This is a genomic window from Peterkaempfera bronchialis, from assembly GCF_003258605.2.
Classification (GTDB): Bacteria; Actinomycetota; Actinomycetes; order Streptomycetales; family Streptomycetaceae; genus Peterkaempfera; species Peterkaempfera bronchialis.
This window is the reverse complement of record NZ_CP031264.1, coordinates 1,953,812-1,976,620: the sequence shown is the minus strand read 5'-3', so window position 1 is coordinate 1,976,620 and position 22,809 is coordinate 1,953,812. Positions and strand designations below refer to the sequence as shown.

20 protein-coding genes and 2 pseudogenes are annotated in these 22,809 nt (G+C 72.7%); 17 read left to right on the top strand and 5 right to left on the bottom strand.

What is annotated here, in order from left to right; all coding sequences use genetic code 11:
- The first annotated feature begins 39 nt into the window (after nt 1–39).
- Nucleotides 40–1,268: pseudogene (gene hemW / locus C7M71_RS08700) on the top strand (radical SAM family heme chaperone HemW).
- Nucleotides 1,269–1,273: 5 nt separating this feature from the next.
- Here hemW and C7M71_RS08695 read toward each other — a convergent pair.
- From C7M71_RS08695 to htpX, 3 genes are read right to left on the bottom strand one after another with little or no spacing between them, the layout of a single operon-like run.
- Nucleotides 1,274–2,110 (bottom strand): DUF3097 domain-containing protein, encoded by an 837-nt coding sequence (locus C7M71_RS08695; protein ID WP_111491138.1) that lies wholly within the window; start codon nt 2,108–2,110, stop codon nt 1,274–1,276.
- A 23-nt stretch (nt 2,111–2,133) separates the two neighbouring features.
- Complete coding sequence (gene pspAB / locus C7M71_RS08690; RefSeq protein ID WP_111491128.1) at nt 2,134–2,718, bottom strand: PspA-associated protein PspAB; 585 nt, start codon at nt 2,716–2,718, stop codon at nt 2,134–2,136.
- A gap of 1 nt (nt 2,719) precedes the next feature.
- Entirely contained in the window at nt 2,720–3,628 is a 909-nt protein-coding gene (gene htpX / locus C7M71_RS08685) for a zinc metalloprotease HtpX (RefSeq protein ID WP_111491127.1), read from the bottom strand.
- A 267-nt stretch (nt 3,629–3,895) separates the two neighbouring features.
- Between htpX and hrcA the strand changes: the two genes are divergently transcribed.
- The 12 genes and pseudogenes from hrcA to era all read left to right on the top strand — a co-directional run bounded on the left by hrcA (nt 3,896) and on the right by era (nt 17,256).
- Nucleotides 3,896–4,912 carry a heat-inducible transcriptional repressor HrcA gene (gene hrcA, locus C7M71_RS08680; protein ID WP_111491126.1) on the top strand — a complete coding sequence of 339 codons (1,017 nt, stop codon included), beginning with the start codon at nt 3,896–3,898 and terminating at the stop codon, nt 4,910–4,912.
- Nucleotides 4,913–4,942: 30 nt separating this feature from the next.
- Complete coding sequence (gene dnaJ, locus C7M71_RS08675; protein ID WP_111491125.1) at nt 4,943–6,091, top strand: molecular chaperone DnaJ; 1,149 nt, start codon at nt 4,943–4,945, stop codon at nt 6,089–6,091.
- A gap of 29 nt (nt 6,092–6,120) precedes the next feature.
- Complete coding sequence (locus tag C7M71_RS08670) at nt 6,121–6,870, top strand: 16S rRNA (uracil(1498)-N(3))-methyltransferase (protein ID WP_111491124.1); 750 nt, start codon at nt 6,121–6,123, stop codon at nt 6,868–6,870.
- Nucleotides 6,871–7,270: 400 nt separating this feature from the next.
- A pseudogene (locus tag C7M71_RS08665) lies at nt 7,271–10,488 on the top strand (S41 family peptidase).
- Between the two features lie 156 nt (nt 10,489–10,644).
- A complete protein-coding gene (locus C7M71_RS08660) occupies nt 10,645–11,010 on the top strand; it encodes a histidine triad nucleotide-binding protein (RefSeq protein ID WP_111494565.1) in 366 nt (121 codons plus the stop codon).
- Between the two features lie 29 nt (nt 11,011–11,039).
- Nucleotides 11,040–11,960, top strand: coding sequence for a ribonuclease Z (locus tag C7M71_RS08655; RefSeq protein ID WP_111494563.1), 921 nt, complete (start codon nt 11,040–11,042; stop codon nt 11,958–11,960).
- Between the two features lie 296 nt (nt 11,961–12,256).
- On the top strand, nt 12,257–13,459 hold the full coding sequence (locus C7M71_RS08650; protein ID WP_111494561.1) for a PhoH family protein: 1,203 nt from the start codon (nt 12,257–12,259) through the stop codon (nt 13,457–13,459).
- A 21-nt stretch (nt 13,460–13,480) separates the two neighbouring features.
- On the top strand, nt 13,481–13,969 hold the full coding sequence (gene ybeY / locus C7M71_RS08645) for an rRNA maturation RNase YbeY (RefSeq protein WP_111494559.1): 489 nt from the start codon (nt 13,481–13,483) through the stop codon (nt 13,967–13,969).
- Nucleotides 13,970–13,994: 25 nt separating this feature from the next.
- A complete protein-coding gene (locus C7M71_RS08640; protein WP_114914262.1) occupies nt 13,995–15,353 on the top strand; it encodes a hemolysin family protein in 1,359 nt (452 codons plus the stop codon).
- A 120-nt stretch (nt 15,354–15,473) separates the two neighbouring features.
- Entirely contained in the window at nt 15,474–15,839 is a 366-nt protein-coding gene (locus tag C7M71_RS08635) for a cytidine/deoxycytidylate deaminase family protein (protein WP_175607783.1), read from the top strand.
- Nucleotides 15,840–16,097: 258 nt separating this feature from the next.
- Entirely contained in the window at nt 16,098–16,262 is a 165-nt protein-coding gene (locus C7M71_RS30555) for a hypothetical protein (RefSeq protein ID WP_162824188.1), read from the top strand.
- 43 nt (nt 16,263–16,305) lie between these two features.
- Complete coding sequence (era, locus tag C7M71_RS08630) at nt 16,306–17,256, top strand: GTPase Era (protein WP_407675876.1); 951 nt, start codon at nt 16,306–16,308, stop codon at nt 17,254–17,256.
- Between the two features lie 17 nt (nt 17,257–17,273).
- Here era and C7M71_RS08625 read toward each other — a convergent pair whose 3' ends face one another.
- Both C7M71_RS08625 and C7M71_RS08620 read right to left on the bottom strand, forming a co-directional pair.
- Nucleotides 17,274–17,540: a protealysin inhibitor emfourin gene (locus C7M71_RS08625; protein WP_111493329.1), complete on the bottom strand. Its 267-nt coding sequence runs from the start codon at nt 17,538–17,540 to the stop codon at nt 17,274–17,276.
- 110 nt (nt 17,541–17,650) lie between these two features.
- The gene (locus C7M71_RS08620; RefSeq protein WP_111493331.1) at nt 17,651–18,703 is read right to left on the bottom strand and encodes a M4 family metallopeptidase; all 1,053 of its coding nucleotides are present in this window, start codon (nt 18,701–18,703) and stop codon (nt 17,651–17,653) included.
- Between the two features lie 335 nt (nt 18,704–19,038).
- Between C7M71_RS08620 and leuA the strand changes: the two genes are divergently transcribed.
- The 4 genes from leuA to recO all read left to right on the top strand — a co-directional run bounded on the left by leuA (nt 19,039) and on the right by recO (nt 22,807).
- Entirely contained in the window at nt 19,039–20,820 is a 1,782-nt protein-coding gene (gene leuA, locus C7M71_RS08615; RefSeq protein WP_111493333.1) for a 2-isopropylmalate synthase, read from the top strand.
- 254 nt (nt 20,821–21,074) lie between these two features.
- Nucleotides 21,075–21,770, top strand: coding sequence for a TerB family tellurite resistance protein (locus C7M71_RS08610; protein WP_111493335.1), 696 nt, complete (start codon nt 21,075–21,077; stop codon nt 21,768–21,770).
- Between the two features lie 165 nt (nt 21,771–21,935).
- Nucleotides 21,936–22,064, top strand: a complete 129-nt coding sequence (locus C7M71_RS32545) for a hypothetical protein (protein WP_265737646.1) — start codon at nt 21,936–21,938, stop codon at nt 22,062–22,064.
- Entirely contained in the window at nt 22,061–22,807 is a 747-nt protein-coding gene (gene recO / locus C7M71_RS08605; protein ID WP_111493337.1) for a DNA repair protein RecO, read from the top strand. Before C7M71_RS32545 ends, recO begins: the two co-directional genes overlap by 4 nt.
- The last annotated feature ends 2 nt before the right edge of the window (nt 22,808–22,809 follow it).

Genomic DNA, 22,809 nt, shown 5'->3' with positions numbered 1-22,809 from the left:
CCCGGCGGGGCAGCGCGCCGGATGCCGGACAATGGAGCCATGCCCTCCACCCTCCCCGACGGCGAGCCCGTGCCGTCCGACGGTGCTCTGCCCGACTCCGCCCTGGCCGGCGTCGGGGAGCGCCCCTTCGGCTTCTACGTCCATGTGCCCTACTGCGCCACCCGCTGCGGCTACTGCGACTTCAACACCTACACCGCCACCGAGCTGCGCTCCTCCGGGGCGGTCGCCTCGCAGGAGACCTATGCGCAGAACCTGGTCGCCGAGGTCCGGCTGGCCCGCAAGGTGCTGGGAGCGGCCGAGGCGCCGGTCTCCACCGTCTTCGTCGGCGGCGGCACCCCCACCCTGCTGCCCGCCGCCGACCTGGTGGCCATGCTGACCGCGATCCGCGAGGAGTTCGGGCTGGCCGAGGGCGCCGAGGTCACCACCGAGGCCAACCCCGAGTCGGTCGACCCTGCCTACCTGGCCGAGCTGCGCGCGGGTGGCTTCAACCGGATCTCCTTCGGCATGCAGAGCGCCCGCCCCCATGTGCTGCGCCTGCTCGACCGGCACCACACCCCCGGCCGTCCCGAGGCATGCGTCGCCGAGGCACGGGCGGCCGGCTTCGACCATGTCAACCTGGACCTGATCTACGGCACCCCCGGCGAGTCCGACGCCGACTGGCGGACCTCACTGGACGCCGCCCTCTCCGCCGGGCCGGACCACATCTCCGCCTACTCCCTGATCGTGGAGGACGGCACCCGGCTCGCCGCCCGGATCCGGCGCGGCGAGATCCCGATGACCGACGACGATGTGCACGCCGACCGCTACCTGATCGCCGAGGAACTGCTCACCGCCGCCGGCTTCGCCTGGTACGAGGTCTCCAACTGGGCCGCCTCCGAGGCCGGGCGCTGCCGCCACAACGAGCTCTACTGGACCGGCGCCGACTGGTGGGGCGCCGGACCCGGCGCGCACAGCCACGTCGGCGGCGTCCGCTGGTGGAACGCCAAGCACCCCGCCGCATACGCCCAGGCCCTCGCCGAGGGCCGCAGCCCCGGCCAGGGCCGCGAACTGCTCACCGCCGAGGACCGCCGCGTGGAGCGCATCCTGCTGGAGCTGCGCCTCGCCGACGGCTGCCCGCTCGCGCTGCTCGCCCCGCCGGCCGCCGCGCCGCCGACCGGGCCCTCACCGACGGCCTGCTCCGCCCCGAGCCCTACGCCGCCGGCCGCGCCGCCCTCACCCTCCGGGGCCGCCTGCTGGCCGACGCGCTGGTCCGCGACCTGGTCGACTGAGACAGTCAGCCCGGCTCGGTGACGAAGTCGATCAGCTCCTCGACCCGGCCCAGCAGCGCCGGGTCGAGGTCGCGGTAGGAGTGCACCGAGGCCAGGATGCGGCGCCAGGCGGCGGGGGTGTCCACCGGCCAGCCGAGGCGGCGGCAGACGCCCTCCTTCCAGGACTCGCCGCGCGGCACCTCCGGCCAGCCGGGGATGGACACGCTGGACGGCTTCACCGCCTGCCAGATGTCGATGTACGGGTGGCCGACCACCAGCACGCCGTCGCCGCCGACCCGGTCGGCGATCCGCTGCTCCTTGGAGCCCGGCACCAGGTGGTCCACCAGCACGCCCAGCCGCCGGCCGGGGCCCGGGGCGAACTCGGCCACCACGGCGGGCAGGTCGTCCACGCCCTCCAGGTACTCCACCACCACGCCCTCGATCCGCAGGTCGTCGCCCCAGACCCGCTCCACCAGCTCGGCGTCGTGGCGGCCCTCCACATAGATGCGGGACTCCCGGGCGACCCGGGCCCGCGCGCCGGGCACGGCGATCGACCCGGAGGCGGTCAGCCCAGGGCGGCGGGGCGCGGCGGGCGCGGCGGGTGCGGTGGGGCGCACCAGGGTGACGACCCTGCCCTCCAGCAGAAAGCCGCGCGGCGCCATCGGGAAGACCCGATGCCTGCCGAAGCGGTCCTCCAAGGTGACGGTGAACCCCTCGGCGGTCTTCTCGCACCGCACCACGGCGCCGCAGAAGCCGGTGGCCGCCTCCTCCACCACCAGGTCGGGTTCGGCCGGGACCTCCGGGGCGGGCCGCTGCCGCTTCCACGGCGGGGTGAGGTCGGGTCCGTACTGCCTGCTGCGCATCCCCCGCATGATAGGGGCCGCCGTCAGAGCCCCGGGGCGCCCCACACCGGGAACCAGCGGGTGAGGTCCTGCTCCACCCGCAGGTCGTCGCCGACCATCGCCTTCACCTGGAGCTCCAGTGCGCTGTCGCGCTTCTCCCCGCCGCCCGCGACCGGCGCGAACGGGTAGAAGGTGCCCCGCTTGTAGAGGTAGACCAGCGCCAGCGACCGGCCCTCGGCGTCCTTGAAGCCGACCAGGGAGCAGAGCAGCTGCGGGCCGAAGCCATTGGCCTCCAGCTCGCTGTTGACCGCGTGCAGGTCGTTGACCAGGCCGGGCAGGTCGTCGGGGGAGTGGCGGGCCAGCAGCCAGGAGTAGCCGTAGCCGTCCCGGCTGGTCTCCACCGGCACCCCGCCGTCGGCCGTGTCGGCGTCCAGCAGCGCCCGTACCTGCCGCTCCACCTCGGCGAAGGCGCCGCCCTCCACGGCGGCGAAGCAGACCGAGCCCAGCCCGGTCGGCCGGAAGCCGGCCGCCGCCTCCAGGGTGATGGCGGCCGAGGGCAGGCCGAAGAGCTGGTCCAGGTCCGGGCGGACGGGCTTGCGCCGACCGAGCAGCGCCTCCAGGAACCCCACCTCAGCGGCCCAGCTCGGTGGAGATCCGGCCGAGCTGCTCCAGCCGCTTCTCCAGCGTGGGGTGGGTGGAGAAGAGCTGTGCGGCGGTCTCCCGGGCGTTGAGCGCCGGGGCGAAGTAGAAGGCGTTGTACGGCTGGGCCCGCCGCAGGTCCTCGCTGGGGATCCGGGCGATCTGGCCGGTGACCTTGGTGAGCGCCGAGGCCAGCTCGGAGGGCCGCCCGGTGAGCAGCGCCGCCGCGCGGTCGGCGGCCAGCTCGCGGTAGCGGGAGAGCAGCCGGGTCAGCAGCAGGCTCAGCACGTACACGGCGATGGAGACCAGCGGGATGACGATCGCCGCGATGGCCATGTTCTGGTCGCGGCTGCCCCGGAAGCCGCCCCAGAGGCCGATCCGGGTGATGGCCCCGGCCAGCACCCCGAGGAAGCCGGCGATGGTCATCACCGCGACGTCCCGGTGGGCGACATGGGAGAGCTCATGGGCGAGCACGCCCTCCAACTCCTCGGGCTCCAACCGCCGCAGCAGCCCGGTGGTGACGCAGACCACCGCCCGCTCCGGGTTGCGGCCGGTGGCGAAGGCATTGGGCATGTCGTTGACGGCGACCGCGACCCGTGGCTTGGGCATGTCGGCCAGGGCGCAGAGCCGGTCGATCGTGCCGTGCAGCTGCGGGTACTGCTCGGGGCTCGCCTCCCGGGCGCCCATCGCCTTCTCGGCGATGGTGTCGCTGAACCAGAACTGCACGACGAACAGGACGACCGCGATCACCACCACGATCGGCCAGGCCCGCCCCAGCAGGGCGACCAGCAGGCCGGTGAAGCCCACGTAGACCAGGCCGATGAGGAACATCGTGGTGACCATCCGCCGGGTCAGCCCGCGGTCGGGTGCGAAACGGGTCCGCTGCCCTGACACAGCCATGGCGCCTCCTCCAGATGTGCCGCCGACGGCGGCCGGGGCGGCTGCGGGTGCGCCCCTCTGCTTCGATGCTGCCACCGTCGGGCCCCCGGCGGCAGCAGCACGCGAGGTGATCCTGGCGGCTTCCGGCGACGGCCCGTTCCGGGCACGGGAGTCGGGCCTTACACTGGCAGGTACGGTTCTGGCACTCGCCCGCGCAGAGTGCCAGACCCGCAGGGGCCGGGAACCGAACCCGTACTGATGCAACGCGTGACGCCGGAGGTGCGTGCCATGCTCGACGAACGCAAGCTCGCGGTGCTGCGCGCCATCGTGCAGGACTACGTCGGCACCGAGGAGCCGGTCGGCTCCAAGGCCCTCGTGGAGCGGCACAGCCTGGGCGTCTCCCCGGCCACGGTGCGCAACGACATGGCGGCGCTGGAGGACGACGGCTACATCCACCAGCCGCACACCAGCGCCGGCCGGGTGCCCACCGACAAGGGCTACCGGCTCTTCGTGGACCGCCTGGCCGAGGTCAAGCCGCTGTCCGCGCCGGAGCGGCGGGCCATCCGGCACTTCCTGGACAGCGCCGTCGACCTCGACGACGTGGTGGCCCGCACGGTACGGCTGCTGGCGCAGCTCACCCGGCAGGTCGCCGTGGTGCAGTACCCGTCGCTCTCGCGGTCCAGCGTGCGGCACGTGGAGCTGCTGGCCCTGGCGCCCACCAAGATCATGCTGGTGCTGATCACCAACACCGGCCGGGTGGAGCAGCGGATCGTGGACGCCCCGTCCCCGGTCGGCGAGACGGTCCTGGCCGATCTGCGGGCGCGGCTCAACGCCGCCGCCGGCGGGGTGCGGTTCCCCGAGGTGCCCACGCGGCTCCAGGACCTGCCGGACGCCTTCGAGGCGGACGACCGGCCGATCGTCACGGCGGTCCTCTCCACGCTCTTCGAGACGCTGGTGGAGCGCACCGAGGAGCGGATCATGCTCGGTGGCACGGCCAACCTCACCCGTTTCGGGCACGACTTCCCGCTCACCATCCGGCCGGTGCTGGAGGCACTGGAGGAGCAGGTGGTGCTGCTGAGACTCCTCGGTGAGACGGCGGAGCCCGGGATGACGGTCCGGATCGGTCATGAGAACGACTACGAGGGCCTGAATTCCACGTCGGTCGTCTCGGTGGGCTACGGTTCGGGCGACGAGTCCGTCGCGAAGTTGGGCGTCATCGGCCCGACCCGGATGGACTATCCAGGCACAATGGGGGCGGTACGCGCGGTGGCACGGTACGTCGGTCAGATCCTGGCTGAGTCTTAAGTTCGATAGGCGGAGCAAGCGGAGTCATTGGTGGCCACGGACTACTACGCGGTACTGGGCGTCCGACGTGACGCGGGTCAGGACGAGATCAAGAAGGCGTTCCGGCGTCTGGCTCGCGAACTGCACCCCGACGTCAACCCCGACCCCAAGACGCAGGAGCGCTTCAAGGAGATCAACGCCGCCTACGAGGTGCTCTCCGACCCGGCCAAGCGCCAGGTCTACGACCTGGGCGGCGACCCGCTGTCGCCGAACGGCGGCGGCGGTGCCGGCGCGGGCGGCTTCGGCGCCGGTGCGGCCGGGTTCGGCTTCTCCGACATCATGGACGCCTTCTTCGGTGCTGCGGCCGGGTCGCGGGGGCCGCGGTCGCGTACCCGGCGGGGCCAGGACGCCATGATCCGCATCGAGATCACCCTGGAGGAGGCCGCATTCGGCACCACCAAGGAGATCCAGGTCGACACCGCCGTCACCTGCACCACCTGCAACGGTGAGGGCGCGGCGCCCGGCACCTCCGCGCAGACCTGCGACATGTGCCGCGGGCGGGGCGAGGTCTCCCAGGTCACCCGCTCCTTCCTGGGCCAGGTCATGACCTCCCGGCCCTGCCCCCAGTGCCAGGGCTTCGGCACCGTCGTCCCCACCCCCTGCCCGGAGTGCGCGGGCGACGGCCGGGTACGGGCCCGCCGCACCCTCACGGTGAAGATCCCGGCCGGTGTGGACAACGGCACCCGCATCCAGCTGGCCGGCGAGGGCGAGGTCGGCCCCGGCGGCGGCCCGGCCGGCGACCTGTACGTGGAGATCGCCGAGACCGCCCACCGGGTCTTCCAGCGGCGCGGCGACGACCTGCACTGCACCGTCACCATCCCGATGACGGCGGCGTCGCTCGGCACCAAGGTCCCGCTGGAGACGCTGGACGGGCTGGAGGACGTCGACATCCGGCCGGGCACCCAGTCCGGGCAGTCCATCCCGATGCACGGCCGAGGCATCACCCACCTGCGCGGCGGCGGGCGCGGTGACCTGATCGTGCACGTCGAGGTGCAGACCCCGACCAAGCTCGACCCGGAGCAGGAGGAGCTGGTCCGCCGGCTCGCCAAGCTGCGCGGCGAGGAGCGGCCGTCCGGCACCTTCGCACCCGGCCAGCAGGGGCTCTTCTCCCGGCTCAAGGACGCCTTCAACGGCCGCTGAGCGCTCCCCCGAAAAGGACCCCCGTCACCATGACCGCCCCCGTCTTCGTCGTCGACGACGACCGCCTGCACGGCGTCGGCCCCGGCGCCCTGGTGCGCCTGGACGGCGCCGAGGGGCGGCATGCCGCCGCCGTGAAGCGGCTCACCGTCGGCGAGCCGATCGTGCTCACCGACGGCCGGGGCACCGGCGCGTACGGCACCGTGGCGCGGCTGCACGGCAAGGACGGCCTGGACGCCGAGGTGGCCGAGGTCCGCCAGGAGCCCGAGGCCCGGCCCCGGATCACCGTCGTCCAGGCGCTCCCCAAGGGCGACCGGGGCGAACTCGCCGTGGAGACCATGACCGAGGTCGGCGTGGACGCGGTGGTGCCCTGGGCCGCCTCCCGCTGCATCACCCAGTGGAAGGGCGAGCGCGGGCAGAAGGCGCTGGCCAAGTGGCGGGCCACCGCCCGCGAGGCGGGCAAGCAGGCCCGGCGGCTGCGCTTCCCCGACGTGGCCGAGCTGATGACGACGCGTCAGGTCGCGGCGCTGCTCGGCACCGCCGCGCTGCCCGCCGTACTCCACGAGGAGGGCGCCGAACCCCTGGCCACCGCCGCACTCCCCGACACCGGCGACATCGTCCTGGTGGTCGGCCCGGAGGGCGGCGTCTCCCCGGACGAACTGGCAGCCTTCGCCGAGGCCGGCGCCCGGCCCTACCGGCTTGGCAGCTCGGTGCTGCGCACCTCCACCGCCGGAGTCGCCGCCGGAGCCCTGCTGCTCGGCCGCACAGGGCGCTGGAGTTAAGCGCCGCTTGCCCGCTTGACTGTCCGGCCCCAGCGGGACGGTGATCCCCGGTGTACTGGGAAGGGCGAGCGAGCCAAAGGGCGCCGACGATGCCGAAAGCGAGGAGCGACAAGCGAGCGACGAAGGAGCGAGCGCGGGAGCGACGAGTGTCGGCATCGGCAACAGGGCGCCCGGCGGCGAGCCGAGCCTCAGAAAAGGGAGCGAGTGCCGGAGCGAAGAGTGTCGGCATCGGCAACAGGGCGCCCGGCGGCGAGCCGAGCCACAAAAAGGGCCGCTGCCACAAAACTCTCGCCGGTGTCTGATCCCCCTGGTTAGGGTGGCCGACGTGATCGATGCTGACTCCGGACCCACCGCCAACCCTGCCGGCGCCTACCTCCGCCACCCGTACCTCCACGGCGAGCTGGTCACCTTCGTCGCCGAGGACGACGTCTGGATCGCCCCGGTCGACGGCGGCCGTGCCTGGCGCCTCAGCGCGGACCAGGACCCTGTGGCCCATCCCCGCTTCTCGCCGGACGGCAGCCAGGTCGCCTGGACCTCCACCCGCGACGGCGCCCCCGAGATCCATGTCGCCCCGGTCGACGGCGGCCCAGCGCGGCGGCTGACCCACTGGGGCAGCGCCAAGACCGCGCTGCGCGGCTGGACGCCCGAGGGCGAGCCGATCGCCATCACCACCGCCGGCCAGTCCACGCTCCGCCGCACCTGGGCGTTTGCCGTCCCGCTGGACGGCGGCGAGCCGCGCCGGCTGCCGTATGGGCCGATCGGCGGGCTGGCCTTCGAGCCGGTCCCGGACGGCGCCGAGGACGGCCGGGTGCTGCTGCTCTCCGCCGGTCCGGTCGGCGCGGGCAAGGAGCCCGCCCACTGGAAGCGCTACCGGGGCGGCACTGCGGGCAAGCTCTGGATCGGCCGTACCGGCGAGGAGTTCCAGCGGGTCCACGCCGGGCTGGACACCCAGATCGACTCCCCGATGTGGGTCGGCGACCGCATCGCCTTCCTCTCCGACCACGACGGCGTCGCCCGCCTCTGGTCCAGCCTGCCCGACGGCAGTGACCTGCGGCGCCACAGCGGCGGCGAGTTCTACGCCCGCAACGCCACCACCGACGGCTCCAGGGTCGTCTGGCACGAGGCCGGCGAGCTGTGGCTGCTGGACTCCCTGGCGGACGGCGTCCAACCGCGCCGCCCGGAGATCGTCCTCGGCGGCCCCCGTACCGCCCGGCAGCCCTTCCCGGCCGCTGCCGGGCACCACCTGGGCCTGCCCGCCCCGGACCGCACCGGCCGCGCCAGCGCCGTCACGGTCCGGGGCACCGTGCACTGGGTCACCCACCGCGACGGCCCGGTCCGGGCGCTGGCCGCCGAGCCCGGTGTGCGGGCCCGGCTGGCCCGGGTGGTGCCCGGCGAGGGCGGCCAGAGCGTGGTCTGGGTGACCGACGCGGACGGTGAGGACGCGCTGGAGTTCGCCCCGGCCACCGGTGCCGTCGGCGCCACCCCGCGCAGGGTCGCGGGCGGCAGGCTCGGCCGGGTGCTGGAGCTGGCCGCCGCCCCCGACGGCCGCCGGGTGGCCGTCGCCTCCCACGACGGCCGGGTGCTGCTGGTCGAGGTGGAGACCGGCGAGGTACGGGAGGTCACCCGCAGCGACGAGGGTGACGTCTCCGACCTGGCCTTCTCGCCCGACTCCGGCTGGCTGGCCTGGTCCCACCCCGGCCCCTGGCCGCTGCGGCAGCTCAAGCTGGCCAACACCACCGACCTGGCGGTCTGCGATGCGACGCCGCTCCGCTTCCATGACAGCTCGCCCGCCTTCACCGCCGACGGCAAGCACCTGGCGTTCCTGTCGATCCGCAACTTCGACCCGGTCTATGACGCGCATGTCTTCGACCTGTCCTTCCCGACCGGCTGCCGGCCGTACCTGATCACGCTGGCCGCCGACACCCCCTCCCCGTTCGGTCCGCAGCGGCACGGCAGGCCGTTCGGCGGGGACTCGGACGGCGACGGCGACCACGGCGGCAAGGCGGGTACGTCCGGCAAGGGCAAGGGCGACGACGCCGAGCAGGCGCCGACGACCCGGGTCGACCTCGACGGGCTGGCCGACCGCATCGTGCCCTTCCCGGTTCCCGGCGGTCGCTTCGGCACCCTGCACGCCGCCAAGGACGGTGTGCTCTGGACCCGGCTGCCCCTCGCCGGGGTGCTCGGCGACGACCTGGCCTCGCCCGACGACGACGAGCCGCGTCCCGTGCTGGAGCGCTACGACCTGAAGAACCTCAAGGACGACGAACTGCTGGACGGGCTGGACGCGTTCGCCGTCTCCGGCGACGGCAGCCGCATCGCGGTGCTCGACCACGGGCGGCTGCGCGTCCTGCCCGCCGACCGCAAGGTCTCCGGCGGCGACTCCCACGACGACCTGTCCGTCGACCTCTCCCGCATCCGGGTCACCGTCGACCCGGGCGCCGAGTGGCGGCAGATGTACGACGAGAACGGCCGGCTGGCTCGCGACAACTACTGGCGCGAGGACCTGAACGGCATCGACTGGGACGGCGTGCTCGCCCGCTACCGCCCGCTGGTCGACCGGCTGGGCAGCCATGACGACCTGGTCGACCTGCTCTGGGAGGTGCAGGGCGAGCTGGGCACCTCGCACGCCTATGTCACCCCGCCGGGCCGCGGTACCGAGGCGGCCCGGCGGCAGGGCCTGCTCGGCGCCGACCTGGCCCGCGACGGCGACGCCTGGCGGGTGGTCCGGGTGCTGCCCGGGGAGTCCTCCGACCCCGGGCCCGCTCCCCGCTGGCCGCCCCCGGCGTGGCGATCCGGCCGGGCGACGCCCTGACCGCAGTCGACGGCCGCCCGGTCGACCCGGTGACCGGTCCCATGCCGCTGCTCGCGGGCACCGCCGACCGCCCGGTGGAGCTGACCGTCGCCCCGGCGGGCGGCGGCGAACCCCGCCATGTCGTGGTGGTGCCGCTGTCCGACGAGGAACCGCTGCGCTACCACGACTGGGTGGCCGGGCGCCGCGCCGCCGTGCACGGGCTCTCCGACGGCCGGCTGGGCTACCTCCACGTACCCGACATGGTCGGCGCGGGCTGGGCGCAGCTCCACCGCGACCTGCGGGTGGAGATGGCCCGCGAGGGCGTGATCGTCGACGTACGGGAGAACCGGGGCGGCCACACCTCCCAGCTGGTGGTGGAGAAGCTGCACCGGCGCATCGTCAGCTGGGGCATGGCGCGCGGGATGCGGTCCGCCGAGCCGTACCCGTCGGACGCCCCGCGCGGCCCGGTGGTGGCGCTGGCCAATGAGTTCTCCGGGTCGGACGGCGACATCGTCAACGCCGCCATCCAGGCGCTCGGCATCGGCCCGGTGGTCGGCGTGCGCACCTGGGGCGGGGTGATCGGCATCGACGGGCGCTACCACCTGGTGGACGGCACCAGTGTCACCCAGCCCAAGTACGCCACCTGGTTCGAGAACTACGGCTGGGGCCTGGAGAACCACGGCATCGACCCGGACGTCGAGGTCGTCATGGCCCCGCACCACTGGGCCGCCGACGAGGACCCGCAGCTGGCGGAGGGCGTACGGATCGCCCTGGCCGCCCTCGCCGAGCAGCCGGCCAAGCAGCCGCCGGCCCTCCCGGAGCTGTAGCGCCCTGTGGCCGGGGCGGGTGCGGGCAGCCGACCCACCGCCCCGGCCACCGGGCCGCCCCCGGGCGGCGCGGTAGTCTCCTGCCTGCGGGTTCCGGCCCGCCCGCCCCGTGGCATGCGGGGCCCGACGTTGACGTTGTGCTGGGAGGAGAAGCCGATGTCCGACGGCAACCCGGTGGCGGACTGCCTGTTCTGCCGGATCGTGGCGAAGGAGATCCCCGCCGAGGTGGTCCGCGAGACGGACACCACCCTCGCCTTCCGCGACATACACCCGCAGGCTCCGACCCATGTGCTGGTGGTGCCCAAGGCCCACTACCCCAACGCTGCGGCGCTGGCGGTCGGCGACCCCGTACAGGCCGCCGCCGTGCTGGCCGAGGCCGGCGAGGTGGCCGCCCAGGAGAAGATCGCCGAGTCCGGCTACCGGATGATCTTCAACACCGGGGAGGGCGCCGGGCAGACCGTCTTCCACGCCCATGTGCACGTCCTCGGCGGCAAGGGCAGCCTGCACGGCGCCCTGGTCTGACGCGAGCCACCCCCGAGAGGGCCCCCGCCTTGTCCCACCGCGAACTCGTCGTGCTCGGCACGGCAAGCCAGGTGCCCACCCGGCACCGCAACCACAACGGCTACCTGCTGCGGTGGGACGGCGAGGGCCTGCTCTTCGACCCGGGGGAGGGGACCCAGCGGCAGCTGCTCTACGCCGGGGTCTCCGCCACCGGCATCACCCGCATCTGCGTCACCCACTTCCACGGCGACCACTGCCTCGGGCTGGCCGGCGTCGTCCAGCGGCTCAACCTGGACCGGGTGGCCCACCCGGTGGACTGCTACTTCCCCGCCTCCGGCACGCACTTCTTCGAGCGGCTGCGGCACGCCAGCGCCTTCCACGAGACGGTGGAGCTGCGCCCCCGCCCGATCGCCGCCGCCGGTCCGCTGGAGGCCCCGGGCAGCCCCTTCGCACTCGGGGCGGTACGGCTCTCCCACCCGGTGGAGTCATTCGGCTACCGGCTGGTCGAGCCGGACGGGCGGCGGATCCTCCCCGAGCGGCTGGCGGCGTACGGCATCACCGGCCCCGACATCGGCCGACTCCAGCGCCGGGGCAGCCTGACCCTGCCGGACGGCCGCACCGTGGGCCTGGCCGAGGTCAGCGAGGTCCGGCGCGGCCAGTCCTTCGCCTTCGTCATGGACACCCGGCTCTGCGAGGGAGTGGCGGCGCTCGCCGACGGGGTGGACATGCTGGTGATCGAGGCCACCTTCCTGGAGGCCGACGCCGCCCTGGCGGAGGAGTACGGCCACCTCACCGCCGCCCAGGCGGCCCGCACCGCCACCGAAGCCGGGGTCACCACCCTGGTCCTCACCCACTTCTCCCAGCGCTACCCCGACCTGGACGCCCACCTCACCGAGGCCCGCCGCCACTTCGACGGCGAGATCGTCCTCGCCGAAGACCTGGCCCGCATAGACCTTCCACCCCGCCGCTGACCACGACACCCCAGGGGATGCCTGCCGATGGGAACGGTGATCCCCGGTTGTACTGGGAAGGGCGAGCGAGCCAAAGGGCGCCGACGATGCCGAAAGCGAGGAGCGACAAGCGAGCGACGAAGGAGCGAGTGCCAGAGCGACGAGTGTCGGCATCGGCAACAGGGCGCCCGGAGGCGAGCCGAGCCACAAAAAAGGGGAGCACGGCTTTTGGGGCCTCGGCGTACCCTTGGGGTGCCAGGCCGGAAGCGGCGTATCGGATCTACGGATGGGATGAGGCAGGCCCGCGCGGCCGACCCATGACTGCGACATCAGACAGCGGCACCTCGAACGCCCGTACCCCCGTCCAGCGCCCCAATGGCGCCCGTCCCGCCGGTGGCAGCCCGGCGGCCGATGGCGGCGGCCCGGCCCGAGCCCGCATTGTGATCCCCGAGAAGCACCCCATGGTGACGGTGCTGGGCTCTGCGGACTCCCTGCTCCGGGTGATCGAGAACGCGTTCCCGGGAGCCGACATCCACGTCCGCGGCAATGAGGTGACCGCCTCCGGAGACCCGGGCGAGATCGCTCTTGTGCAGCGCGTGTTCAACGAGATGATGCTGGTGCTGCGCACCGGCCAGCCCCTGACGGAGGACTCCGTGGAGCGCTCCATCGCCATGCTCAAGAGCGCGGCGGTCGACCCTGCCCACCCCGAGGCGTCGGAGAACCCGTCGCAGGTGCTGACGGCCAACATCCTCTCCAGCCGTGGCCGCACCATCCGCCCCAAGACCCTCAACCAGAAGCGCTATGTCGACGCCATCGACAAGCACACCGTGGTCTTCGGCATCGGCCCTGCCGGTACCGGCAAGACCTATCTGGCCATGGCCAAGGCCGTCCAGGCCCTTCAGGCCAAGGAGGTCAACCGGATCATCCTCACCCGCCCCGCGGTCGAGGCCGGCGAGCGGCTGGGCTTCCTGCCCGGCACCCTCTACGAGAAGATCGACCCCTATCTGCGCCCGCTCTACGACGCGCTGCACGACATGATGGACCCCGACTCCATCCCGCGTCTGATGGCCGCCGGGACCATCGAGGTCGCCCCGCTGGCCTATATGCGAGGCCGTACGCTCAATGACGCGTTCATCATCCTGGACGAGGCGCAGAACACGAACCCCGAGCAGATGAAGATGTTCCTCACCCGGCTCGGGTTCAACTCCAAGATCGTCATCACCGGAGACGTCACCCAGATCGACCTCCCCGGCGGCACCAGGAGCGGACTCAAGGTCGTCCAGGAGATCCTGAGCGATGTGCCGGACATCCACTTCTCCCTGCTCACCAGCACCGACGTGGTCCGCCACAAGCTGGTGAGCCGGATCGTCGACGCCTATGAGCGCTGGGACGTCGCCCAGATCGGCGACACCCCCGGCGGCGCCCCCAACGGTGCCTCCGGCAGCAACGCGGGCGACGACGCCGGAGACCCGCCCGACCGCCGCCGCGCCCCCCGCCAGCCCCGCCGCAACCACAGCTGAGAGCCGAGAGCCCAACCGATCATGTCGATCGACGTCAATAACGAGTCCGGCTGGGAGGTCGACGAGCAGTCCGTGCTCGACGTCGCCCGCTACGCCCTCGACCGGATGCGCATCCACCCGCTCTCCGAACTCTCGGTGATCCTGGTGGACGCCGATGCCATGGAGCAGCTCCACATCCAGTGGATGGACGAGCCCGGCCCCACCGATGTGATGTCCTTCCCGATGGACGAGCTGCGCCCCGGCAAGGAGGGCGAGGAGCTGCCGCAGGGCCTGCTCGGCGACATCGTGCTCTGCCCCGAGGTGGCCCTCAAGCAGGGCGGGACCGCCGGCCACTCCATGGACGAGGAGCTGCAACTGCTCACCGTGCACGGCGTGCTGCACGTCCTCGGCTACGACCACGAGGAGCCCGAGGAGGAGCGCGAGATGTTCGGGTTGCAGAAGCGCATCCTGGACGACTGGCGCGCCGCCCGTGGCCTGGAGGGCCCCTCCCCGGCCCCCACCACCCGCTGAGCCGGCCGGGAGCTGACAGACGCACATGGGCGGTAATACGACGACGTTCGTCATCGGCGCGGTCCTGCTGGTCATCGTCGGATGGCTGGCGGCCTGCGCCGAGGCGGGCATCTCCCGGGTCTCCCGGTTTCGCGCCGAGGAGGCCGTCCGCGCCGGTCGGCGCGGCTCCGGTCGACTGCTCGCCATGGCCACCGACCCCATCCGCTACCTCAACCTGGCCACCCTGATCCGGGTCGGCTCCGAGATGGCGGCGGCCGTCCTGGTCACCGTCGTCTGTGTGCGCGGCTTCCGCTCCACCTGGGTCGCGGTGCTGGTCGCCATCGGCGTGATGGTGCTGGTCTCCTTCGTCATGGTCGGGGTCTCGCCGCGCACCATCGGCCGGCAGCACCCGCTGTACACGGCCACCGCGGCGTCCGTGGTGCTGCTGCCGCTGGCCCGGGTGCTCGGCCCGATCCCCAGGCTGCTGATCCTGCTCGGCAATGCGCTCACCCCGGGCAAGGGCTTCCGCGAAGGCCCCTTCGCCTCCGAGGCGGAGCTGCGCGCCCTGGTCGACCTCGCCGAGAAGGATTCGCTGATCGAGGACGAGGAGCGCCGCATGGTGCACTCCGTCTTCGAACTCGGCGACACCATCGTCCGCGAGGTGATGGTGCCGCGTACCGACCTGGTGCTGATCGAGCGGCACAAGACCGTACGGCAGACCCTCACCCTGGCGCTGCGCAGCGGCTTCTCCCGCATCCCGGTGGTGGGCGAGAACGAGGACGACGTCGTCGGCATCGTCTACCTCAAGGACCTGGTCCGCCGCACCCACATCAACCGCGACGCGGAGTCCGAGCCGGTCTCCTCGGTGATGCGCCCGGCCGTCTTCGTCCCCGACTCCAAGCCGGCCGGCGACCTGCTGCGGGAGATGCAGCAGATGCGCTCCCATGTGGCCATCGTGATCGACGAGTACGGCGGCACCGCCGGCCTGGTGACCATCGAGGACATCCTGGAGGAGATCGTCGGCGAGATCACCGACGAGTACGACCGGGAGACCCCGCCCGTGGAGGAGCTGGGCGACGGCAGCTACCGGGTCACCGCCCGGCTGCCGGTGGAGGACCTCGGCGAGCTCTTCGGCCTGGAACTGGTCGACGAGGACGTGGAGACCGTCGGCGGGCTGCTGGCCAAGCACCTGGGCCGGGTGCCCATCCCGGGTGCCTCCTGCGAGGTGCCGCTGCCCGAGGACGACGCCCTGCCGATCATCGCCCTGCGCCTCACCGCCGAGTCCTCGGCCGGCCGCCGCAACCGCATCGGCACCGTCCTCACCGAACCCGTCCCCCGCCACCCCGCCCCCACCCCGCCCGCCGACACCCCCATCCCGCCACCGACTGACCCCGCCACCGACTGACCCCGTCACCGACTGATACCGTCAGCGACTGACCCCGTTGCTGCCTCACCGGGATCCGGGACGCCTTCCGGGAGTTGGCGTTCGGCTGAGCACTACCGGCCTACTCATCGGGTGATCAGTATGCTCAGGCATATGAGTGACGCTGCGGCCGAACTGGGCCCCGAGGACAAGAAGATCATCACCCTGGCCCGCTCGGTGCGGGCGCGCAACGGTGTGCCGGAGGGGGCGGCCGTGCGGGACGAGATGGGGCGGACGTATGTGGCGGGCACGGTCGGGCTGGAGTCGCTGCGGCTGAGTGCGCTCCAGACCGCCGTGGCGATGGCGGTGGCCAGCGGCGCCAAGGGGCTGGAGGCGGCGGCCGTGGTCAGCGGGGCCGAGGCTCCGGCCGAGGGCGATGTGGCGGCGGTGCGGGAGCTGGGGGGCGCCGGTACGCCGGTGCTGCTGGCCGGGCCGGACGGGGTGCTGCGGTCCACCACGCCCGCCTGAGGATCCCGGTGCCGGGGCCGTGGTCGAGAGGCTGGACCTGGCGCCATGTGTTCGACAGGGCGGTCCCGCTCTACGGGGTCTGGGCGTTCGTGGCCGCCGTCGCCGCTGTGCTGCGGGTGGCCGTACGGGACGCCCGGCGGTGGCCGCGGCGGCGGGGGAGCAGCGGCGGTTGTCCTGAACGGCCCTGGTCTGGGCCTGCTGCCGGGAAGATCATAAGCTTGGCGAGGCGGCGGGCAGGGGCGGAGGAGGACCGGGGTGATGGGGGGCTGCGCGTTCTTCGCGGCCGTGCTGGTGGTGCTCTGGGGGATGGGCATCTGGTACGAGACCGGCTCGACCGGCTGGCTGGCCGCCTCCATCACCGTCGCGGTGCTCACCCTGGCCAGCGTGATCCACGCGCTGGCGAGCGGCGGCAAGAAGAAGTGACCGCGCCGGGGCTGGTACGTCGCAGCCTCGGCGGTCGGGGAGAATGGGTGCCATGAGCCTCACTCCCCCTTCCGGCGGCGCCCCCTTCCGCGCCGGCTTCGCCTGCTTCGTCGGGCGGCCGAACGCGGGCAAGTCGACCCTGACCAACGCGCTGGTGGGGACGAAGGTCGCCATCACCTCCAACCGCCCGCAGACCACCCGGCACACCGTACGCGGCATCGTGCACCGCCCCGACGCCCAGCTGGTGCTGGTGGACACCCCCGGCCTGCACAAGCCCCGCACGCTGCTCGGCGAGCGGCTGAACGACGTGGTCCGCGCCACCTGGGCCGAGGTCGATGTGATCGGCTTCTGCCTGCCCGCCGACCAGAAGCTCGGCCCCGGCGACCGCTACATCGCCAAGGAGCTCTCCGAGGTCAAGCGGACCCCCAAGGTCGCGATCGTCACCAAGACCGACCTGGTGGACTCGCAGCGGCTGGCCGAGCAGCTGATCGCCATCGACCAGCTCGGCAAGGAGCTGGGCATCGAGTGGGCGGAGATCATCCCGGTCTCGGCCGTCGGCGACAAGCAGGTGGGCCTGCTCGCCGACCTGCTGGTCCCGCTGCTGCCCGAGAGCCCGCCGCTCTACCCGGACGGCGACCTCACCGACGAGCCCGAGCAGGTGATGGTGGCCGAGCTGATCCGCGAGGCCGCCCTGGAGGGCGTCCGGGACGAGCTGCCGCACTCCCTGGCCGTGGTGGTCGAGGAGATGCTGCCCCGCGAGGACCGCCCCGCCGACCGCCCGCTGCTGGACATCCACGCCTACCTCTACATCGAGCGGCAGAGCCAGAAGGCCATCGTCATCGGTGCCAAGGGGGCCCGCCTCAAGCACGTCGGCACCACCGCCCGCAAGCACATCGAGGCGCTGCTCGGCACCCCGGTCTTCCTGGACCTGCATGTCAAGGTCGCCAAGGACTGGCAGCGCGACCCCAAGCAGCTCCGCAAGCTGGGCTTCTGACGCCGGCGTAGCGTCAGTCAGGCGCCCTCGCGCAGCACCAGGGAGACCAGTTCCCGCTGGGACTCGGTGAGGCGGGGGTCGGCGCAGTGGACCGTGCGGCCGTCCACCGTGATCTCGTAGTGGAAGCCGTCGGGCACGCCGAAGGTGGGGGTGCGCAGGCCGGAGGCCATGGCCTCCCGGGCCAGCGCATGGACGTGTGGCGCATCGGTCCGTGCGGAGGTGTCCAGCTCGGCCCGGCGCGAGATCCCGGCGAGGCCGCCGGTGCGGGTCACCCGGATACGCATGGTTGCCAGTGTGCTACGGAACGGCGCCGTCTGGCGAGGGATTGGCCCTTACAAAACGATCTCGGAGCGGAAAACGATCTCGGTGACCCGGGCGGCCCCGCCTGCCCGGCTCACCCGAGGACGCCGACCTGGGTCCACCCCTTGGCCACCGCCTCCGCCTCCCGCCCCTCGCCGTAGCGGGCCCGGGTGGCGGACACGGTGGCGGTGGCGAAGGCGGCGAAGTCCGCGTTCGGCCGGAGCAGGCCGCCGGTGAGGGTGTCGTACCAGATCTGCCCGGCCTTCTCCCAGGCGTGCCCGCCCAGCGCGGTCGCCACCAGGTAGAAGGCGTGGTTGGGGATGCCGGAGTTGATGTGCACCCCGCCGTTGTCGTCGAAGGTGTGCACATAGCCGTCCATGGTGGAGGGCTGCGGGTCCTTGCCCAGTACCTCGTCGTCGTACGCCGTGCCGGGCTCGCGCAGCGAACGCAGCGCCACCCCGTGCACCCGGGGCGTCAGCAGACCGGCGCCGATCAGCCAGTCGGCCTGCTCGGCGGTCTGCTGGAGGGCGTACTGCTTGACCAGGGAGCCGAAGACGTCGGAGAGCGACTCATTGAGGGCGCCGGACTGGCCCCGGTAGGCGAGACCGGCGGTGTACTGGGTGACGCCGTGGGTGAGCTCATGGCCGATCACGTCCACGGCGGCGGTGAAGTCGGTGAAGATCTGGCCGTCCCCGTCGCCGAAGACCATCCGCTCTCCGTTCCAGAACGCGTTGTCGTAGTCGCGGCCGTAGTGCACGGTGGCGTTCAGCGGCAGCCCGGCGTCGTCGATCGAGCGGCGGCCGTAGACCTCGTGGAAGAGGGCGAAGGTGGCGCCCAGGCCGTCGTAGGCGTGGTTGACCGGGCCGTCCTTCACCGCCGGGCGGCCCTCGTGGCGGACGGCGCGGCCGGGCAGCGCCTCGCTGTGGTGGGCGTCGGCGATGGTGCGCTGGGGCCGGTCGCCGCCGGAGCTGAGCGGCAGGGCGACGCGCGGCGCCAGCAGCCGGTTCTCCCGGTGCCGGGTGTCGAGGGCGAGGGCACGCCGCGCGGCGTCGCGCAGCGAGGCGTCGGCCGCCTCCGCGAGCCGGTCCAGGACATGCGGCGGCACGATGGTGCAGAAGCAGGCGTGGCTGCGGGCTGTGGAGTCCATGCGCCCAGAGTGGCCGAGCGGGTACGGAATGTCACCGGATCGGGAGCGGGATTCCCCCGTGGCGGCGAGGAGGGATCGTTTCGGCACCCTCCCGAGGTGTCCGCTCGGCGTCTCAAGGGGCGGGATGTCCCTGCGGTGCACGGAGGGGCTGGGTTACTCTGGGCGGCATCATGCGTTACGGGCTGCTTCTTCTTAGCTGCCGCGGCGAGGGCCTGTAGATCACAGAGGCCGGCCCCCTCGCCGCGGGGACCGGTGCTGTGTGCGTACCGCCGCAGCGGTCGGCCGTCGGATGTCCTACCCGACCAGCCCGTCGCCAGAGGAAGCAGAGAACTGCCATGACCCAGCCGGAGTCCGTCGCTCGCGCCTTCGTCGAGCGCCCCACCCCGATCACCGCCGCGACCGTACGCCAGCAGCCGTCGCCGATGCCGTACCACCGCTACTCCCAGTTCGAGACCGTGGACCTGCCCGACCGCCGCTGGCCCAGCCAGGTGATCACCCAGGCGCCGCGCTGGCTCTCCACCGACCTGCGGGACGGCAACCAGGCGCTGATCGACCCCATGTCGCCCGCCCGCAAGCGCAAGATGTTCGACCTGCTGGTCGCCATGGGCTACAAGGAGATCGAGGTCGGCTTCCCCTCCTCCGGCCAGACCGACTTCGACTTCGTCCGCTCCCTGGTCGAGGAGGGGGCGATCCCGGAGGACGTCACCATCTCGGTGCTGACCCAGGCACGCGAGGAGCTGATCGAGCGCACCATGGAGTCGCTGGTCGGCGCACCCCGGGCGACCGTGCACCTGTACAACGCCACCGCGCCGATGTTCCGCCGGGTGGTCTTCCGGGCCAGCCGCGAGGAGGTCAAGCAGATCGCGGTGGACGGCACCCGGCTGGTGATGGAGTACGCGGAGAAGATCCTGGGCGACGAGACCGTCTTCGGCTATGAGTACTCGCCGGAGATCTTCATCGACACCGAGCTGGACTACGCCCTGGAGGTCTGCGAGGGGGTGATGGACGTCTGGCAGCCCGGCGAGGGCCGCGAGATCATCCTCAACCTGCCCACCACCGTGGAGCGCTCCACCCCCAACATCTACGCCGACCGCATCGAGTGGATGTCGCGCAACCTGTCGCGCCGCGAGTACATCTGCCTCTCCTCGCACCCGCACAACGACCGCGGCACCGGCGTGGCCTCCGCCGAGCTGGCGATCATGGCCGGCGCGGACCGGGTCGAGGGCTGCCTCTTCGGCCAGGGCGAGCGCACCGGCAACCTGGACCTGGTCAATGTCGGCCTGAACCTCTTCTCCCAGGGCGTCGACCCGCAGATCGACTTCTCCGACATCGACGAGATCCGCCGCACCGCCGAGTACTGCAACCAGATGCCGGTCCCCGAGCGCCACCCCTACGCCGGCGACCTGGTGTACACCTCCTTCTCCGGCTCCCACCAGGACGCCATCAAGAAGGGCTTCGACGCCCTGGAGGCCGATGCGGCCGCCGCCGGCCACAGCGTCCACCAGCACCCGTGGGGCGTGCCCTACCTGCCGATCGACCCCAAGGACGTCGGCCGCTCCTACGAGGCGGTCATCCGGGTCAACAGCCAGTCCGGCAAGGGCGGCGTCGCCTACGTCCTGAAGAACGACCACAAGCTGGACCTGCCCCGCCGGATGCAGATCGAGTTCTCGAAGATCATCCAGGCCAAGACCGACGCCGAGGGCGGCGAGGTCACCCCGGCGCAGATCTGGGCCGTCTTCCAGGACGAGTACCTGCCCGTCCCGGACGCCCCCTGGGGCCGCATCTCGCTGCGCAGCGCCCAGAAGCTGTCCACCGACGACGGCCGCGACGCGCTCACCGCCGAGGCCGTGGTCGACGGTGTGGAGACCACCCTGACCGGCTCCGGCAACGGCCCGGTCTCCGCCTTCGTCGACGCCCTGGCCGGGATCGGCGTGGACGTACGGGTGCTGGACTACGCCGAGCACGCCCAGAGCGAGGGCGGCGACGCCCAGGCCGCCGCCTATGTCGAGTGCGCCGTCGAGGGCCGGGTGCTCTGGGGCGTCGGCATGGACGCCAACACCGTCCGCGCCTCGCTCAAGGCCATCGTCAGCGCCGTCAACCGCGCCCACCACCGCTGACCCTCGCCACCCCCGCGCCAGACCACCACGTACCACCACGCACGCCGCCGGGCCACCCCGGCGGCGTGCGTGTGTCCAGGGCCACATTTTTTCCTTTGAGGGCCGTCCGGGGTACTGACAGGACATCACTCGCGTGGCAGCATCGATCACACCGACACCGGGGTCGGTGGGACGCCCCTAGAAGTGTGTTCGGATGCGTGACCTCGCCCGTGGGTATCGGGCAGGGCCGCCGACAGTGACAGGGGAGTGCGCCTGTGACGCGTCTGTGGGGTGTCCGTCCGTCGTGGCGGACGGAGGTCCTCGGCGAGTTCTTCTGCCCCGGCTGCGGTGGGGACCGCAACTACCGCCGGCAGCGGGGGCGCCGCTGGCTGCGGCTCTGCGGGGCTCCCGCGCTGCCGCTGGGCCAGGCGGGGACCAGCGTGCAGTGCACCGCCTGCCGCAGCCGCTATGCGCCGTCCGCCCTGGAGCGGCCGACCTGCACCAAGCTCTCCGGGATGCTGCGCGACGCCCAGTACACCATCGCGCTGGCGGTGCTCGCCGCCGGTGGTGCGGCCGGCCGTCAGGCCCGGGAGGCGGCCTGCGAGGTGATCCGCGAGGCCGGCTTCGAGGACTGCGGCGAGGTCCAGGTGCTGGCCTCCCTGGCGGCGCTCTCCGGCCTCGGCTCGACGGATGCGCCGCATGGCTCCGGCAGCCCGCTGGACGAGGCGTACGGGGGGATCGGCAGCGGCCTGGCCATCGAACTGCACGCCGCGCTGGAGCCGCTCGCCCCGCATCTGGCCCCGCAGGGCCTGGAACGGCTGCTGCTCCAGGGTGCCTGGATCGCGCTGGCCGACGGCCCCTACCGACCCGCCGAGCGGGACGCGCTGGCCGCCGTCGGGCACTGCCTGCACCTGGGCACGGAGCAGATCGCGGAACTGCTGGAGGCCGCCGCCCGTACCCCGCACCCGTAGCGGCAAGAGCCTCCCCGGACGGGCCCGCGTCCCCCCTCCCGGGCCTGCCCAGTCCCGCACCGGTGCGGGCATCGGCCCCGTCGTGGCCGCGCAGCCCCCGGTGCGGGACTTCGGGGCGCCCCGGACGGGCCCACGGCCGTCCGGCCCGTGCGGGAGAATGGCCCCATGCCGCCCCCGCTGCCCGCCCGCACCACCGCCACGACCGTCATCACGACCGTCATCACGACCGTCATCACGACCGCCGTCATCACGACCGCCGTCACCGCTGCCGCGCCCGGCGGGGCCGCCGGATGAGCCTCTACCGCGACGACGGCATCGTGCTGCGCACCCAGAAGCTGGGCGAGGCGGACCGCATCATCACCCTGCTCACCCGCCACCACGGCCGGGTGCGGGCGGTCGCCCGGGGGGTACGCCGCACCAAGTCGAAGTTCGGCGCCCGGCTGGAGCCGTTCTCCCATGTGGATGTGCAGTTCTTCGCCCGGGGCAGCGAGCTGATCGGCCGGGGTCTGCCGCTCTGCACCCAGGTGGAGACCATCGCCCCGTACGGCGGCCCCATAGTCGCCGACTACGGCCGCTACACCGCGGGCACCGCCATGCTGGAGACCGCCGAGCGGTTCACCGAGAACGAGGGCGAGCCCGCCGTCCAGCAGTATCTGCTGCTGGTCGGCGCGCTGCGCACGCTGGCCTCCGGCGACCATGGCGCCCATCTGGTGCTGGACGCCTTTCTGCTGCGCTCGCTCGCGGTCAACGGCTATGGCGCGACCTTCGACGACTGCGCCAAGTGCGGGCTGGAGGGGCCCAATCGTTTCTTCTCGCTCCAGGCGGGTGGCGTGCTCTGCGGCGACTGCCGGGTGCCCGGCAGTGCCGTACCCTCCCCTGAGACACTGGAACTGCTCGGCGCCCTGCTCTCGGGCGACTGGGAGACCGCGGACGCCTGCGAGTCCCGGTACTGCCGCGAGGGCAGCGGCCTGGTGGCCGCCTATCTACAGTGGCACCTGGAGCGGGGCCTCCGTTCATTGAGATACGTGGAGAAGTAGGC